The sequence below is a fragment of the Streptomyces sp. CBMA291 genome, assembly GCF_014596525.1.
In the GTDB taxonomy this organism is placed as follows: Bacteria; Actinomycetota; Actinomycetes; order Streptomycetales; family Streptomycetaceae; genus Streptomyces.
Window position 1 is genome coordinate 1 of record NZ_MSJP01000081.1, and the last position, 16,732, is coordinate 16,732.

Here is a 16,732-nt window from a genome sequence, read left to right on the forward strand (position 1 = left end):
CGGCCCCGGCCGTTCCCCGGGCCGGCCCCGGCCCCGCCCCGGCCGCGCCCGCCCCCGGACCGCCCCCCGCCCCCCACACAAGCCCCCCATCCCCCGTTCGGGTAACAACCCTCGGTTTCCCGGACAAACGGCCACCGGCACCGGCAGCCTGCCGTCCATGTGTGCCGCAGCTCCACCCCTCGCCGGAGGCATCGCCGGTGCCGATGCCCTCCGGCCCCTTCTGGACACCGTTCTCGACGCCCTGGGCGCCGGGGCCCGGGAGCGCGGCGGGCCCCTCCCGGCCGGCGGGCCCGGGGCGGTGGCCCGGCGGGCGGACGGGCTCGGGGACGCGCTTCCCGAGAGCGGGACCGGACCCCGCGAGGCCCTCGGCACCCTCGTACGGGCCCTCGCCGCCGGAGCCGCCGACCCCGCGCACCCGCTCTGCGCCGCCCATCTGCACACCCCGCCCCTCGCCCTCGCCGCCGCCGCCGACCTGGCGGCCTCGGCCCTCAACCCGTCCCTGGACTCCTGGGACCAGGCACCCGCCGCCTCTGCCCTGGAGGCCCGGGTCACGGCCGCCCTCGCCGCCGAGGTCTTCCCGGCCGCCGCCCGCCCCGACGCGCTCACCACGACCGGCGGCACCGAGTCCAACCTGCTGGCCCTGCTCCTCGCCAGGGAGCGCCACGGTCCCGCCCTCCGCACCGTCGTCGGGGCCAACGCCCACCACTCCCTCACCCGCGCGGCCTGGCTCCTCGGCCTCCCCGCGCCCCTGGTGCTCCCCACCCCGCGCGGCACCCTCGACCCGGCCGCCCTCGCCGAGGCCCTCGCCGCCCCGGCGGACCCCGGCCCCGTCTTCGTCGCCGCCACCGCCGGGACCACCGACGAGGGCGTCATCGACCCCCTCCCGGCCCTCGCCGACGTCTGCGAGACCCACGCCGCCACCTTCCACGTCGACGCGGCCTACGGCGGCCCCGCCCTCTTCAGCCGTAGCCTCCGCCCGCTCCTCGACGGACTGGACCGGGCCCGCACCGTCACCGTCGACCTGCACAAACTCGGCTGGCAGCCGGCCGCCGCCGGACTCCTCGCCGTCGCCGACACGGCCGACCTCGCCGCCCTCGGCCACACCGCCGCCTACCTCAACGCGGGCGACGACACCGAGGCGGGACTGCCCGACCTCCTCGGCCGCTCCCTGCGCACCACCCGCCGCCCCGACGTCCTCAAGACCGCCGTGACCCTGCGGGCGCTGGGCAGGGACGGGCTCGGCGCGCTCGTCGACGCCTGCGCCGACCTGGCCCGGGACCTGGCCGATCTGGTGGAGAAGAGCCCGGTCCTTGAGCTGCGGGCCCGGCCGGTCCTCACCACCGTCCTCTTCCGCCCGCGCGACGCCCCCGACGCCGACGTCACCGCGATCCGCCGGGCCCTGCTCGCCGACGGCCGCGCCGTCCTGGGCCGGGCGGAGGCCGGCGGGCGGCTCTGGCTCAAGGCCACCCTGCTCAACCCGTACGCCACCCCCGCCGATCTGGCCCAGCTCATCACCCTCGTGGAAGGCAGCACCCCCCGATGACCGGCAGCACCCCCAAGGACGACCTCGACCGGCCCCACGATCTGGTGGGCGTCGGCATCGGCCCCTTCAACCTCTCCCTCGCCGCCCTCGCGGACGGCGTCCCCGGCGGACTCGCCACCGCCTTCTACGAGCAGCGGCAGGCCTTCCACTGGCACCCGGGCCTCCTCATCGAGGGCGCCACCCTCCAGGTGCCCTTCCTCGCCGATCTGGTGACCCTGGCCGACCCGGCCAGCCCCTGGAGCTTCCTCAACTACCTGAAGGGCCGCGAGCGCCTCTTCCCGTTCTACTTCGCCGAGCGGTTCCACATCCGGCGCGCCGAGTACGACGCCTACTGCCGCTGGGTCAGCGAACGGCTCCCCGGGCTCCGCTTCGGCCACCAGGTCGACTCGGTCCGCTGGAACCCCGGACGGGGCCTGTTCGAGGTCGACTTCACCCAGCTCGACCCGGACGGCGAGGCGGAGGCGCTGGGCCGCGCGCACACCCGGCACGTGGTCCTCGGCGTCGGCACCGAGCCCTACGTCCCCGAGTCCCTGCGGCCGCTCGCCGAGGCCCCCGGCGTCCCCGTCCTGCACGCGGCGGACTACCTCGCGCACCGCGAGACCCTGCTGGCCGCCGGGCACGTCACCGTCATCGGCTCCGGCCAGTCCGGCGCCGAGGTCTTCCTCGACCTGCTCAGGTCCCGCCCCGAGGGGGCCGAGCGGATCCACTGGCTGGCCCGCACCGAGGCCTTCGCCCCGATGGAGTACTCCAAGCTGGGCCTCGAACACTTCACCCCCGACTACACCCGCTACTTCCACTCCCTGCCCGAGTCGGTGCGCGGCGAACTCGTGCCCCGCCAGTGGCAGTTGCACAAGGGCATCGACGCGGACACGATCGCCGCCATCCACGAGGAGCTGTACCGGCGCACCCTGCACGGCGGCTGGCCGGACGCCGTCCTCACCCCCGGGGTCGGGGTCCGTACGGCGGGCCGGGTCGCCACCACCCGGGTCGAGCTGCATCTGGAGCACCTCCAGCAGGGCACCCGCTCCCGGCTCACCACCGACGCCGTGGTCCTCGCGACCGGCTACCGGGAGCGCCCGCTCGACGGGATGCTGGCCGGGCTCGACCCGTATCTGCGGCGCGACTCCCAGGGGCGCGCGGCGATCGACGAGCGCTACCGGCTGGTCCTCGACCCGGCGGTGACCGGCTCCGTCTTCGTGCAGAACGCCGAGCGGCACACCCATGGCGTCGGCGCCCCCGATCTCGGTCTCGCCGCCTGGCGCAGCGCGACCATCCTGAACGCGGTCACCGGCAAGGAGCCGTATCCGCTGCCGCGCAGGACGGCCTTCACCCGGTTCGGTCTGGAGGAGCGAGAGGCGCCGGGCGTCCCGGCCCAGGACCGGAAGCTGACGCCTCTCGTGCGGTGAGGGGCGCGGCTCAGAAGACCGGGACGCCGTCCCGGGTCAGCCGCCAGTCCACCGAGGCGAACCGCGTGGGGTCGACCGTGCCCTTGGCCCGCACCCACTGGATGATGGTGTTGCGGATCTCGTCGGAGTCGGCCCACAGCTGCTCGGCCCTGGCGACGTGCGGGAAGGCACCGCCGCCGTTGGCCCGGTAGTTGTTGACCGCGAGCACGAACCGCGCGGCCGGATCGATCGGCCTGCCCTCGAAGGACAGGCCGACGATCCGCTTCCCCACCGGCTGGGCGATGTCGATGTCGTACGTGAGCCCGGAGACGGCGTCGTAGTTGTAGTCCGGGGTGTTGTCGGCGTTGGTGAGGTTCGCGGTGTCGACGGGCGCGCCCGCCGGGGTCCGGACGTAGTACTTCGCCGAGTACTCCAGGTACTCCCTGAGCTGGGCGCCCGTCATCAGCCGGGCCTCCAGGGTGTTCTCGAAGGGGTAGAGCCCGGCGGCGTCCTTGAGGGTGACGGGACCGGCGGGGAAGCGGGCGGTGCGGGAGAAGCAGGAGGCCTGGGAGAGGACCGGGAGGGCGGCGTGGGCGGTGCCCGCGAGGGCCGCCCGCACGGTCTCGGTCTGCACGACGTTGATCAGGTCGATGATCGGCTCGTCCCGCCACGGGGCCTCGGCCGTGGTCATGAGGGCGGTGGAGGTGCCGATCGTCTGGTTGACGTAGGCGACGACCTCGCGGTGCTCGTCGGAGAGGAGCCCGGTGATCCTCGGGTCCTCGGGCACGGTGTTGGAGTTCAGGACCTGGGCCGTGGTCTTCTCGACGGTCCAGCGGCCCTTCTCCCACATCAGGTCGAAGTCGAAGAGGGTGAGGCGCTGGCCCCACTTCAGCGGCTCGGAGAGGACGACCTCCTTGCCGGTGGCCTTGTTGACGACCCGGTACTCGGGGATCTCGTTGTGCGCGTGGCCGACGAGGATCGCGTCGATGCCGGGGACCTGCTCGGCGACGAGGGCCGCCGCGTTCTCCACGTAGGGGAGCTGGTCGCCCCAGGAGGAGGTGCCGCCGGTGCCGGAGTGCGCGGAGACGACGACCACGTCGGCGCCCATGGAGCGCAGCTTGGGCACCCACTTCGCGGCCTGCTCCTCCAGACCGGGGAAGACCATCCGCCCCTCGACGTTCGCCTTGTCCCAGATGGCGATGCCGGGGTTGGTGAGCCCGAGGACCGCGACCCGGACGTCCTTGCCGTGCGGGGTGCGCAGCCGGTGCATGCTGTACGGGGCGAAGGCCGGGCGCAGGCTCTTCGCGTCGAGGGCGTTGGCGCCGAGCAGCGGGAAGTCGCACTGCTCCTCGAAGGCGCGGAGCAGCGGGATGCCGTAGTTGAACTCGTGGTTGCCGAGGGCGGCGGCGTCGTAGCCGATGGCGTTCATGGCCTGGGCCATCGGGTGGACGGGGCCGCGGCGGGCGGTGATCGGGTCGACCCGGGCGTAGTAGTACGACAGCTGGGTGCCCTGGATGGTGTCGCCCGCGTCGATGAGGAGGGTGTTGCGGCGGCCCCTCGCGGCGCGGACCCGGTCGACGAGGGTGGAGATCTTGGCGAGGCCGACGTCGTTGTGGGCCTTGTCGTCGAACTCCTGGTCCGTGAAGTAGTCCCAGTTGAAGACGTTGCCGTGCAGGTCGGTGGTGCCCATCACGGTGAAGGAGTACCGCTTGGCCGGCCGGGGGCCTGGGCCGGGGCCGTGGGCCTCGGCGGGGGTGGCGGCTCCGGTGGCCAGGGCGGCTCCGGCCCCGGCGGCGACGGAACTCCCCAGGAACGTCCGGCGGTTCAACGGCATGTGATCTCTCCTTGGTTCGACGGCGTCGGTTCCGGCCTGGTCCGGCCGCACGACGCGCGTAGATTCTGGACCACGGGAGGTGCCCGGCACCAGGTCTCCCAGGTGAAAAATCGCTCATCGGAGCACCCCGCCGCACAGATTCAAGACTTGTCAACAGCCTTTCACTGAAAGGTTGTTGAGTAGTCATGTCCCGCCAACTCGCTACTGATGGGTAAGCCCTAGGGTCGTCACCATGCGCCGAGCGAAAATCGTTTGTACCCTGGGGCCCGCCACCGAGACGTACGACCAGATCAAGGCATTGATCGAGGCCGGTATGGACGTGGCCCGCTTCAACCTCAGCCACGGGTCGTACGCCGAGCACGAGGGGCGCTATCAGCGCGTCCGCAAGGCTTCCGGCGAGACGGGCCGCAACATCGGAGTCCTCGCCGACCTTCAAGGCCCGAAGATCCGGCTCGGCCGTTTCCGCGAGGGGCCCGTACTCCTTGAACGCGGCGACGAGTTCGCCATCAGCGTCGAGCCGATGGAGGGCGACCGGCACTGCTGCGGGACCACCTACGCCGGTCTCGCCACCGACGTGAGCCCCGGCGAGCGCATCCTCGTCGACGACGGGCGCGTCACCCTGGAGGTCGTCTCCGTCGAGGGACCCCGGGTGAACACCCTGGTCATCGAGGGCGGCATGGTCTCCGACCACAAGGGGCTCAACCTGCCGGGCGTCGCGGTCTCCGTCCCCGCCCTCTCCGAGAAGGACATCGAGGACCTGCGCTGGGCGCTGCGGATCGGCGCCGACGTCATCGCCCTCTCCTTCGTCCGCAGCGCCCGGGACATCGAGGACGTGCACCGGATCATGGACGAGGAGGGGCGCAGGCTGCCCGTCATCGCCAAGATCGAGAAGCCGCAGGCGGTCGAGAACATCGAGGAGATCGTCGCCGCCTTCGACGGCATCATGGTCGCCCGAGGCGATCTGGGCGTGGAAATGCCCCTGGAGCAGGTGCCGATCGTCCAGAAGCGCGCGGTCAAGCTCGCCAAGCGGAACGCCAAGCCGGTCATCGTCGCCACCCAGATGCTGGACTCGATGATCGACAACTCCCGGCCCACCCGCGCCGAGGCGTCCGACGTCGCCAACGCCGTCATCGACGGCACCGACGCCGTGATGCTCTCCGGCGAGACCAGCGTCGGCCGCTTCCCCGTCGAGACCGTGCGCACCATGAGCCGGATCGTCGAGGCGGCGGAGGAGGACGTCCTCGCCAAGGGGCTGCCACCGCTGACCGAGCGGAGCAAGCCCCGCACCCAGGGCGGCGCGGTGGCCCGAGCCGCCGCCGAGATGGGCGACTTCCTGGGCGCGAAGTTCCTGGTGGCCTTCACGCAGTCCGGCGACACCGTCCGGCGTCTCTCCCGCTACCGCTCGCCGATCCCGCTGCTCGCCTTCACCCCGGACCCGGCGACCCGCTCGCAGCTCAATCTGACGTGGGGCGTGGAGACCTTCCTCGGCCCTCAGGTCGACTCGACGGACGCGATGGTGGCCCAGGTGGACGAGGAGCTGCTGCGGATCGGGCGCTGCCGCAAGGGGGACATCGTGGTCATCACGGCGGGCTCCCCGCCGGGTGTCGCGGGCTCGACGAATCTCGTCCGGGTCCATCACATCGGAGAGGCCCTGAACTAGCCGGGGACGGCGGTCGGGTGGCGGGACCAGCAGAACGGACCACTCGTCTCAGACCTTGGAATCCAAGGTAAAGTGCCCCGGGTGGGATTCGAACCCACGCTGTATGGTGTTTGAGACCACTGCCTCTTCCGCTGGGCTACCGGGGCATCCTTCGAAACGAAGGTCGGTGATCACCCGCCGTGTCCCTACTTTACAGGAGGTGGGTAGGCTCATGGGGAGCTGTATCCGCCTCGGAACGAGGCCATCGAACGAGGAGCCCGCGTGACCGCCCCCGAGTCGCCCCAGCCCGCCGACGACGCAGAGGCGCCCCACGTCCCGCCGCTGACGACCCGTGTCGTCATCGCCGAGGACGAGGCGCTCATCCGCCTCGATCTGAAAGAGATGCTGGAGGAAGAGGGCTACACCGTCGTCGGTGAGGCCGGGGACGGCGAAACCGCCGTCGAACTCGCCCGTGAGCACCGCCCCGACCTCGTCATCCTCGACGTGAAGATGCCCGTCCTCGACGGCATCTCGGCCGCCGAGAAGATCGCGGGCGAATCCATCGCCCCGGTCCTCATGCTCACCGCCTTCTCACAGCGCGAGCTGGTCGAGCGGGCCCGTGACGCCGGTGCCATGGCGTACCTGGTGAAGCCGTTCAGCAAGAGCGACGTCGTGCCGGCCATCGAGATGGCCGTCTCCCGCTTCGCCGAACTGCGCGCCCTGGAGAAGGAGGTCGCCGACCTCTCCCAGCGGCTGGAGACCCGCAAACTGGTGGACCGCGCCAAGTCGGTCCTCCAGACCCAGTACGGGCTGACCGAGCCGGCCGCCTTCCGCTGGATCCAGAAGACCTCGATGGACCGCCGCATGTCGATGCAGCAGGTCGCCGAGGCCGTCATCGAGGACGCCGAGGAGAAGAAGGCGGCCAAGGGCCAGTAGGGCCCGGCCCCTTCGGCCCGCCTACGACGGAGGCCCGCCCCACGACACCGTGGGGCGGGCCTCCGCGCGTTCCGTCCCGCCTTTCCGTACCGGGGCTCGGCCCCCGCCCCCCGTACCCGGGCGCGGGCCTCGCCCTCCGTACCCGGGCTCAGTCCTCGCCGAGGTAGGCCTTGCGGACGGACTCGTCGGTGAGCAGGTCCCGGCCCGTGCCCGACAGCACGATCCTGCCGATCTCCATGACGTGCCCGTGGTCCGCGAGCGCGAGCGCGGCCTGCGCGTTCTGCTCGACGAGCAGGATCGTGGTGCCCTGCTCCTTCAGCTCCGCGATCGTCGCCATGATCTTCTGCATCATGATCGGCGAAAGGCCCATGGAGGGCTCGTCGAGCATGAGCAGCTTCGGCTGGGACATCAACGCCCTGCCCATGGCGAGCATCTGCTGCTCACCGCCGGAGAGGGTGCCCGCCGCCTGCTTGCGCCGCTCGCCCAGGATCGGGAAGAGGTCGTAGGAGCGCTGGACGTCCCGGGCGATGCCCGCGCTGTCCTTCCGCAGGAAGGCGCCGAGGAGCAGGTTCTCCTCGATCGTCATCCGGGGGAAGATGTGCCGGCCCTCGGGGGAGTGGGCCAGGCCCAGCGAGACGATCTTGTGCGCGGGGATCTTGCGGAGGGACTTGCCCTCGAACCTGATCTGTCCGCCGACCGGCTTGAGGAGCCCGGAGAGGGTCCGCAGGGTGGTGGTCTTCCCGGCGCCGTTGGTGCCGATGAGGGTGACGACCTCACCGGCGTCGACGGAGAAGGAGATGCCCTTGACGGCCTCGATCTTCCCGTACGCGACGCGCAGGTCCTCGACTTCGAGCAGTGCGGTCATGCGTCGTTCTCCTTGCCCGGACCGGGGTCCTGCGGGGTGTCCTCGTCGGCGGTCCCGGCCTCCGGGGCGTCGGGCGCGGGGGCCTTCGGCCGTGGTGCGTCCGCCTCGACGGGCTCGCCGAGGTACGCGGCGATGACCCGCTCGTCGCTCTGGACGGTCTGGCTGTCGCCCTCGATCAGCTTCTGCCCCTGGACGAGCACGGCGACCCGGTCGCACAGGTTGAAGATGAACCGCATGTCGTGCTCGATGACGAGCACGGCGATGCCCATGTCCCGGATGGCGAAGATGAGTTCCTCCGCCGCCCGGGTCTCCTGCGGGTTCATGCCCGCCGTCGGCTCGTCGAGCAGGATCAGACCCGGGTCGCTCGCGAGGGCGCGGGCGATCTCCAGCTTGCGCTGCTCGCCGTAGGGCAGGTTCTTGGCGAGGTGCCGGGCCTTGTCCTGGAGGCCGATGAACTCCAGGAGTTCCATGGCCCGCCGCTCGGACGCGGCCTCGGCCCGCTTGAAGCCGGGCCCCCGGAGCAGGGCCGACCAGAGGCCCTCCTTGGTCCGGGTGTGCCGCCCGACGAGGACGTTCTCCAGGACCGTCATGTTGTTGAAGAGACGGATGTTCTGGAAGGTACGGGCGATGCCGGCCGCGGTGACCTTGAAGGACTTCGGCGGCAGGACCCGGCCCTTGTAGCGGACCTCGCCCTCGGTGGGCACGTACAGACCCGTCAGGCAGTTGAAGAAGGTGGTCTTCCCGGCGCCGTTGGGGCCGATGAGACCGACGATCTCGCCGCTGTTCACGGTGAGGTCCACATCGCGTACGGCGGTCAGACCGCCGAAGCGCATGGTGACCCCGCGCGCGTCGAGCACGGTCTCTCCGGCGGCGGGCGCGGGGGTGGCCCCGGCCGTCTTGGTGGTGGTCGTCATGGTTCAGGCACCTGCCTTGGCGGGCGTCGCGGCCGGGATCTCGTCGTGTTCGTGGAATTCGAGCTGGCGACGGCGGTCGGCCACGATGCCCTCCGGCCGGAAGCGCATGATCAGCACGAGGGCGATGCCGAAGGCGAGGAGCTGGTACTCGCCCATGAACTGGAGCTTGTTCGGGATGAGGAACAGCAGCGCCGCGCCGATCAGCGGACCGCTCATGGTGCCCATGCCGCCGAGGACCACGGCCGCGAGCAGGAAGGCGGAGTTGGGCGGGATGGGACCGGCGAAGAGGTACTGCTCCGGGGTCACCGTGTAGGTGACGTGGGCCTGCACCGTACCGGCGAGACCGGCGAGACCGGCACCGAGCGCGAAGGCGATCAGCTTCACCCGGAAGCCGTTGATGCCCATCGCGAGCGCGGCCGTCTCGTCCTCGCGGATGGCGACCCAGGCACGCCCGATGCGGGAGTCGCCACTGCGCCGGAAGACGAGCACGACGACCGCCATGATCAGCAGCATCAGGAAGAAGTAGTTGGCGAAGCGGCCGATGGTGAATCCGGCGATGGAGTGCGGCTGGCCGAAGTCGAACCCGAACATGTCCAGGTTCGGGATGGACGCGATGCCGTTGGAACCGTTGGTGATGTCCGGTCCCGAGGTGCCGTCGGTGTTCATCACGGCGATGCGGAAGATCTCACCGAAGCCGAGGGTCACGATGGCCAGGTAGTCGCCGCGCAGCCGCAGGGTCGGGGCGCCGATCAGGACGCCGAAGACCAGCGAGGCCGCCGCGCCGACCAGCATCGCGGCCCAGAAGGGCAGATGCACGCCGAACGGGGAGGTCGGGGCGCCGGAGACGAGGGCCGCCGCGTAGGCGCCGACGCCGAGGAAGGCGACGTATCCGAGGTCGAGCAGACCGGCGAGACCGACGACGATGTTCAGACCGAGGGCGACCGTGGCGAAGATCAGGATGTACACGCCGAGCGTCGCGTACTGGTCGTCGGTCTGGGTGAACGGGAAGAGCGCCGCCGCGATGAACGCGCCCGCGATGGACAGGTTCTGGTGCTTGCCGGTGAGCCGGGTCGCCTGCTGGAGGAGACCGGAGGAGCTGACCGCCGCGAAGCCGAGACCGGCCGTGATCAGGAAGCCGAGGAACAGTTCGTCGTACTCGGTGCCGATGCCGTACGTGAAGACGCCGAGCGCCACGGCCAGGACGCCCGCGATGATCAGGATCTCGACGGCGGACGGCAGCGCCGGAAGCGGCCGGGCCGGGTGCGGGGCGGAGAAGGAGGCCTTGAAGGTGGCCCAGTTGTTGCTCGTCCGCTGCTTGAACTGGTCCCAGCCGGTGTCCTCGGGGTCGACCGGAAGGACGTCCGGACGGGTGAAGGGCAGGTTCAGGGCGCTGAGCAGGCTGAGCAGGGTGGCCACCGCGAGCAGGAAGCCGCCGGGCTCCAGGTTGACCGGGCCGCCGAGTTCGATGCTGATCGCGGCGACGGTGAACCAGGCGGTGCCGAAGGTGGCCAGCACGCCGAATTTGATCGCGCCGTCCGCGCCGGCCGGGGTCAGCCAGCCAAGGCCCTTGACGCCGTACGAGGAGAGGAGGAACAGGGTGGTGAGCAGGCTGGTCGCCAGGACCTGGAGCTGGAGCCCGCCCGGATAGCCGACCACGGTGAGGTCGCCGGGGAAGCGGGCGGTCCACGTCCAGGAGAGGAAGCAGCTCACCACGGTCAGCAGGGTGCCGACGAGGGTGAGGAGACGGGCGGTCCGCTCGGGCATGAAGCCGAGGAGACCGCGGTCGACGGCCTTCGCGGACTCCGCGCCCGAAGGTGCCTGGGGGTTCTCGGGGATGCTGGTCATGGTGCTCACGCCCTGTCCGCGACGCGCTCGCCGAGCAGGCCCTGTGGCCTGGCGAGGAGGACGACGATGAGGAGTACGAAGGCCCAGACGTTGGCCCAGGACTGGCCGCCGAGCTGCTCCATACCGGGGATCCGGTCGATGTAGGCGGTCGCCATGGTCTCGGCGATGCCGAGGACGAGGCCGCCGATCATGGCGCCGTAGATGTTGCCGATGCCGCCGAGGACGGCGGCGGTGAACGCCTTGAGCCCGAGGAGGAAGCCCATCTTGTAGTCGACGACGCCGTACTTGAGGCCGTACGCGACGGCGCCGACGGCGGCGAACACGGCGCCGAGGGCGAACGCGATCACGATGATCCGGTCGGTGTTGACGCCCATGAGCTTCGCGGTGTCCGGGTCCTGCGCCGTGGCCTGCATACCGCGTCCGGTGCGGGTGCGCATCACGAAGAAGGCGAGGAAGGCCATGCAGATCGGGGCGGCGACGAGCAGGAAGACGTCGCCGGTCTGGATGGTGACGGAGCCGAGTTCGATCGGGCCGCCGGGGATCTGCGGGAAGGTGCGGGCGGACTTCGCCTCCGGGTAGGCGACCCAGACGGCGTACTGGAGGGCGAGCGAGAGGCCGATGGCCGTGATGAGCGGCGCGAGCCGTGGACCGCCGCGGAGCGGACGGTAGGCGAAACGTTCCGCTCCGACGGCTATGGTCGTCGAGACGATCACGGCACCGATGATCATGAGGGGTAGCGCCACCCACATGGTGGTGCCGCCTGGCAGCAGGAGCCAGACCGTCAGGGCGCCGAAGCCGCCGGTCATGAAGATCTCGCCATGGGCGAAGTTGATGAGCTGGACGATGCCGTAGACCATCGTGTAGCCGACGGCGATCAGCCCGTACATGGATCCCAGTAGCAGGCCGTTGACCAGCTGCTGCGGCAGTTCGTTCACCGCATTGTCCTCCGAGACTTTCGACGGGTATGACACCGCGCGGGGCGCCGAGTGGGCGGCCCCCCGCGCGGTGAGCTTGCAGGTGAGTCGGGTGGGGCGGATCAGCCGCCGAAGGTGCCGGACTTGACGGGCTTGAAGGCGCCGCCCTTGACCTGGTAGACGGTCAGCTGCTTGTTGGTGGTGTCACCGAACTCGTCGAAGGAGACGGCGCCGGTCACGCCCTGGAACGAGACGCCCTGCATGGCCTCGACGACCTTGGCGCGGGCACCGTCGGGCAGCTTGCCCTCGTTGCCGTCCACGACCTTCTTGACGGCCTCGATGATCGACCAGGTGGAGTCGTAGGAGTAGCCGCCGTAGGCCTCGAAGGCCTCCTTGTAGTTCGCGGCCTTGTAGTTGGCCAGGAACTCCTTGGCGGAGTCGAGGCTGTCGATCGGGGCGCCGACGGAGGTGGCGATGTCGCCCTCGGCCGCGGGGGCACCCGCCAGCTTCACGTACTCGGGGCTGAAGAGCGCGTCACCGCCGACGACGGTGACCTTCGCGCCCGCCTCCTTGATCTGCTTCGCCAGCGGACCGGCGGCGGGGTACTCGCCACCGTAGTAGACGACGTCCGCGCCGGAGCTCTTGACCTGGGTGGCGACCGCGGAGAAGTCCTTGGTGTCCGGGTCGATGTGCTGGGTGCCGACGACCTTGCCGCCGAGCTTCTCCCACTCGCCCTTGAAGGTGCCCGCGAGACCGGCGCCGTAGGTCTTCTTGTCGTCGATGATGAACGCCTTGGTCTTCTTGGCGTCCTTGAAGACGTACTGGGCCGCGAACGGGCCCTGGATGGCGTCGGTGGTGGAGGTACGGAAGTACGACTTGTAGCCGCGCTTCTTGTCACCGGCGGCCCAGTTGGGGCCCTGCGAAAGCGACGGGTTGGTGTTGGCCGGGGAGACCTGTGTCAGCTTCGCGTCGTCGAAGACCTTCTGCATCGACTCGGCGACACCGGAGTTCAGCGGGCCGACCACGCCGAGGACGGTCTTGTCGGCGACGAGCTTGGTCGCGTTCTGCTGGCCGGAGGAGGGCTGCGCCTGGTCGTCCAGGACCTCCAGCTTGAAGGTCACGCCCTTGACGTAGGCCTTCTTGTTGGCCGTCTTGACCGCGAGGTCGGCCGAGTTCTTGATGCCGAGGCCGAGGGCGGACAGCTCACCGGTCAGGGGGGCGTCGAGACCGATGGTCACGGTGACGCCGCCACCGTCGCCGTTCTCGGCGGCGCCGCCCTTGTCGTCACGCGAACCACAGGCGGTGAGCGTGAGCGCTCCCGCGGTGACCGCGGTGGTGAGTATGAGCAACGAACGGTTTCGCACGAAGGGTCCTTTCCCTGGCGCGGCCCCCTCGAGCGAGGCGGTGCCGTGAAGCTGCGGAGCAAGGGGCGCCGTGGTGATACGCCGGGCCGTACTGGGGTTGGTACAGGGCCGTGCAGTAGAACGCGCCCGGCGGCGCGGTGACTGGCGGTGACTCTAAGCGCAGGTGGGGAGGGTCGGGGAGCGGCGGGCACATGATGTGACTGTCTTGTTATGCCGACAGGGAAACCGCGTGCGTGGCGACGGGGAAAACCGGGACATAGGGGATCGTTGGGCGTCGTTCGCCTCGCGAGAACTCCCAGTTCCGCTAAGGGGCTTGAGCGATTCTTGGTACTGACGGTCCGCTCAGCGGACTATCCGGATATCGGACAGCGGCGGAAAGCTGAGCGGACGAACCGGCCCCTCCGGTTCTCCCTGCCCGACCCCCGGCCGAAGTGACGCAGAGTGACGAAAACCGGGGCGGGAACGCCGGAGGGGGCGGCACCCGCAGGTGCCGCCCCCTCCTTGCCCCTCAGGGGCCCCGCCGCTGGTCAGGCGCCGCTCAGACCTCCGCGCCCGCCCCCGCGGACCCGCCCGCGCCGGGCATCGGCGTCGCCTCCTTGCCGGTCACCTCACGCAGCAGACAGGTCAGCCGCGCCGAGCAGACGCGCCGCCCCTCCTCGTCGGTGATCACGACCTCGTACGTCGCCGTCGACCGCCCGCGGTGCACCGGGGTCGCCACGCCGGTCACCAGGCCGTCGCGCACGCCCCGGTGATGGGTGCAGTTCAGATCCACGCCCACCGCGACCCGGGAGGGCCCGCCGTGCAGCATCGAGCCGACCGAGCCCAGCGTCTCGGCGAGCACCGCCGACGCACCCCCGTGCAGCAGGCCGTAAGGCTGGGTGTTGCCCTCCACCGGCATGGTGCCCACGACCCGCTCGGCCGAGGCCTCCAGGATCCGGACGCCCATCCGCTCTCCCAGGTGTCCCGCGGAGAAGAGCGCCGGGAGGTCGACACCGAGCGCCGCGTACTCCTCGACGACCTCCGGCGGGAACTTCACGTCCTGCTGCTCGCCCATGGCCAGGCTCCGTTCATCCTCGTCTGGATCTCACGCGCCTGAGCAAACGCTTAGGCGGACGGCGATTGTTCCAGACGGACGATCACGGACTTGCTCGCGGGGGTGTTGCTGACATCGGCCGTCGACTCCAGCGGCACCAGCACGTTCGTCTCCGGGTAGTAGGCGGCCGCGCATCCGCGGGAGGTCGGATAGTGCACCACCCGGAAGCCGGGCGCCCGCCGCTCGCTGCCGTCCGTCCACTCGCTCACCAGATCCGCGTACGCCCCGTCCGCGAAGCCGAGCGCCGCCGCGTCCGCCGGATGGACCAGGACCACCCGGCGCCCGTTCCGGATGCCCCGGTAACGGTCGTCCAGGCCGTAGACCGTGGTGTTGTACTGGTCGTGCGAGCGCAGCGTCTGGAGCAGCAGCCGCCCCTCGGGCACCCGGGGGAACTCCACCGGAGCCGCCGTGAAATGGGCCTTGCCGGACGCCGTCGGGAACCGGCGCTCGTCCCGGGGACCGTGCGGCAGCGTGAAACCGCCGGAGTCCGCCGCCAGACGCGCGTTGAAGTCCTCGAAACCGGGCACCACCCGCCCGATCCGGTCCCTGATCGTGCCGTAGTCCGCCTCGAACTCCTCCCAGGGTGTGGCCGATCCGGCACCGAGGACGGCGCGGGCGAGACGGGCCACGATCGCCGGCTCCGACAGCAGATGGGGACTCGCGGGCGGCAGATTGCCGCGCGAGGCGTGCACCTTGCTCATCGAGTCCTCGACCGTCACGAACTGCCTGCCGCCCCGCTGCACGTCCTTGTCCGTACGGCCGAGCGTCGGCAGGATCAGCGCGCGCCCGCCCGTGACCGCGTGCGAACGGTTCAGCTTCGTCGACACGTGCACGGTCAGCCGAGCCCGGCGCATCGCCGCCTCCGTCACCTCCGTGTCGGGCGTCGCCGCCACGAAGTTGCCGCCCATCGCGAAGAACACCTTCGCCCGGCCGTCGCGCAGCGCCTGGATCGACCGCACCACGTCGAAACCGTGGTGACGCGGCGAGACGATCCCGAACTCCTTGTCCAGGGCGTCGAGGAAGGCGGCCGGGGGACGCTCGAAGATCCCCATCGTGCGGTCGCCCTGCACGTTCGAATGGCCGCGCACCGGACACACCCCGGCGCCAGGACGGCCTATGTTCCCCCGCAGCAGAAGGAAGTTGACCAGCTCGCGGATGGTCGGCACCGCGTGCTTGTGCTGCGTCAGCCCCATCGCCCAGCAGACCACCGTCCGCTCCGAGGCGAGCACCATCTCCAGGGCCCGCTCGATCTCCGCCCGCTCAAGACCCGTCGCGGCGAGCGTCTCCTCCCACTCCGCCCCCGACGCGGCGGCGGCGAACTCCTCGAACCCCTGCGTGTGCGTACGGACGAACTCCTCGTCGACCGCCCCAGGCGTCTCCAGGACCAGCTTGTTGAGCAGCCGGAACAGCGCCTGGTCGCCGCCGATCCGGATCTGGAGGAACAGATCCGTGAGCGGGGCGCCCTTGAGCATGCCCTGCGGGGTCTGCGGATTCTTGAACCGCTCCAGACCCGCCTCCGGCAGCGGATTCACCGAGATGATCCGCGCCCCCGCCGCCTTCGCCTTCTCAAGGGCCGAGAGCATCCGGGGGTGGTTCGTCCCCGGGTTCTGCCCCGCGATGACGATCAGATCGGCCTGGTGCAGATCCTCCAGGGAGACACTGCCCTTGCCGACGCCGATCGTCTCCGTCAGGGCCGAGCCCGAGGACTCGTGGCACATGTTGGAACAGTCCGGCAGGTTGTTGGTGCCGAACTCGCGGGCGAAGAGCTGAAGCAGGAACGCCGCCTCGTTGCTCGTCCGCCCCGAGGTGTAGAAGAGCGCCTCGTCCGGAGAGTCGAGCGCCCGCAGCTCCTCCGCGAGAATCTCGAAGGCGCGCTCCCAGGTCACCGGCTCGTACCGCTCGCCGCCCTCCGGCAGGTACACCGGCTCGGTGATCCGGCCCTGCTGCCCCAGCCAGTACCCGCTGCGCTCCGCGAGCTCCGCCACCGGATGCGCCGCGAAGAACTCCGGGGTCACCCGGCGCAGCGTCGCCTCCTCGGCGACCGCCTTCGCCCCGTTCTCGCAGAACTCCGCCACATGCCGCTTGTCCCCCTCCGGCCAGGCGCAGCCGGGGCAGTCGAAGCCGTCCTTCTGGTTGACCCTGAGCAGTGTCCGCGCGGTGCGCGCCGCGCCCATCTGCTCCGTCGCCATCCGCAGGGTGTGCCCGATCGCGGGCAGTCCGGCGGCGGCGTGCTGCGGCGGCGTGACCTGCGGTGCGTCCTGGACCGGGTCACCGGTCGGCGGCTTCCTGACCATCACGCTCTCCCTCGGGGCAGTGTCCTGCGGCGTACACATCGATCCTGTCACGCACCACCGACAACGGGGCACCCCGGCGGCGTGGACGGGATTGTCGGTGGTCCGT

The 16,732-nt window shown here is 70.8% G+C and carries 12 protein-coding genes and 1 tRNA gene; 4 read left to right on the forward strand and 9 right to left on the reverse strand.

The features are described from left to right. Nucleotides 1–157: 157 nt before the first annotated feature. Both BU197_RS19400 and BU197_RS19405 read left to right on the forward strand, forming a co-directional pair. A complete protein-coding gene (locus tag BU197_RS19400) occupies nucleotides 158–1,543 on the forward strand; it encodes a pyridoxal phosphate-dependent decarboxylase family protein (RefSeq protein ID WP_188269542.1) in 1,386 nt (461 codons plus the stop codon). Continuing rightward, nucleotides 1,540–2,949 (forward strand): lysine N(6)-hydroxylase/L-ornithine N(5)-oxygenase family protein, encoded by a 1,410-nt coding sequence (locus tag BU197_RS19405; RefSeq protein ID WP_188269543.1) that lies wholly within the window; start codon nucleotides 1,540–1,542, stop codon nucleotides 2,947–2,949. The genes BU197_RS19400 and BU197_RS19405 overlap by 4 nt, the downstream gene beginning before the upstream one ends. 10 nt (nucleotides 2,950–2,959) lie before the next feature. On the opposite strand, the gene BU197_RS19410 is transcribed toward BU197_RS19405, so the two are convergent. Further along, nucleotides 2,960–4,762, reverse strand: a complete 1,803-nt coding sequence (locus BU197_RS19410) for a bifunctional metallophosphatase/5'-nucleotidase (protein ID WP_188269544.1) — start codon at nucleotides 4,760–4,762, stop codon at nucleotides 2,960–2,962. Between the two features lie 232 nt (nucleotides 4,763–4,994). Between BU197_RS19410 and pyk the strand changes: the two genes are divergently transcribed. Beyond that, nucleotides 4,995–6,422, forward strand: coding sequence for a pyruvate kinase (pyk, locus tag BU197_RS19415; protein WP_188269545.1), 1,428 nt, complete (start codon nucleotides 4,995–4,997; stop codon nucleotides 6,420–6,422). Between the two features lie 73 nt (nucleotides 6,423–6,495). Here pyk and BU197_RS19420 read toward each other — a convergent pair. Beyond that, nucleotides 6,496–6,568, reverse strand: a tRNA-Leu gene (locus tag BU197_RS19420). A gap of 115 nt (nucleotides 6,569–6,683) precedes the next feature. On the opposite strand from BU197_RS19420, the gene BU197_RS19425 reads away from it, so the two are divergent. Next, entirely contained in the window at nucleotides 6,684–7,337 is a 654-nt protein-coding gene (locus BU197_RS19425) for an ANTAR domain-containing response regulator (protein ID WP_188269546.1), read from the forward strand. Nucleotides 7,338–7,485: 148 nt separating this feature from the next. Here BU197_RS19425 and BU197_RS19430 read toward each other — a convergent pair whose 3' ends face one another. The 7 genes from BU197_RS19430 to BU197_RS19460 form a co-directional block, all read right to left on the reverse strand. Next, nucleotides 7,486–8,202, reverse strand: a complete 717-nt coding sequence (locus BU197_RS19430; protein WP_188269547.1) for an ABC transporter ATP-binding protein — start codon at nucleotides 8,200–8,202, stop codon at nucleotides 7,486–7,488. Next, nucleotides 8,199–9,116 carry an ABC transporter ATP-binding protein gene (locus BU197_RS19435; RefSeq protein WP_188269548.1) on the reverse strand — a complete coding sequence of 306 codons (918 nt, stop codon included), beginning with the start codon at nucleotides 9,114–9,116 and terminating at the stop codon, nucleotides 8,199–8,201. The genes BU197_RS19430 and BU197_RS19435 overlap by 4 nt, the downstream gene beginning before the upstream one ends. 3 nt (nucleotides 9,117–9,119) lie before the next feature. Further along, a complete protein-coding gene (locus tag BU197_RS19440) occupies nucleotides 9,120–10,970 on the reverse strand; it encodes a branched-chain amino acid ABC transporter permease (protein WP_411158507.1) in 1,851 nt (616 codons plus the stop codon). Further along, a complete protein-coding gene (locus tag BU197_RS19445) occupies nucleotides 10,967–11,896 on the reverse strand; it encodes a branched-chain amino acid ABC transporter permease (protein WP_188269550.1) in 930 nt (309 codons plus the stop codon). The genes BU197_RS19440 and BU197_RS19445 overlap by 4 nt, the downstream gene beginning before the upstream one ends. A 101-nt stretch (nucleotides 11,897–11,997) precedes the next feature. After that, the gene (locus BU197_RS19450) at nucleotides 11,998–13,239 is read right to left on the reverse strand and encodes a branched-chain amino acid ABC transporter substrate-binding protein (protein ID WP_188269551.1); all 1,242 of its coding nucleotides are present in this window, start codon (nucleotides 13,237–13,239) and stop codon (nucleotides 11,998–12,000) included. A gap of 538 nt (nucleotides 13,240–13,777) precedes the next feature. After that, nucleotides 13,778–14,293: a PaaI family thioesterase gene (locus BU197_RS19455; RefSeq protein ID WP_188269552.1), complete on the reverse strand. Its 516-nt coding sequence runs from the start codon at nucleotides 14,291–14,293 to the stop codon at nucleotides 13,778–13,780. Between the two features lie 50 nt (nucleotides 14,294–14,343). Continuing rightward, nucleotides 14,344–16,626, reverse strand: coding sequence for an FdhF/YdeP family oxidoreductase (locus BU197_RS19460; RefSeq protein WP_188269553.1), 2,283 nt, complete (start codon nucleotides 16,624–16,626; stop codon nucleotides 14,344–14,346). Nucleotides 16,627–16,732 lie beyond the last annotated feature (106 nt).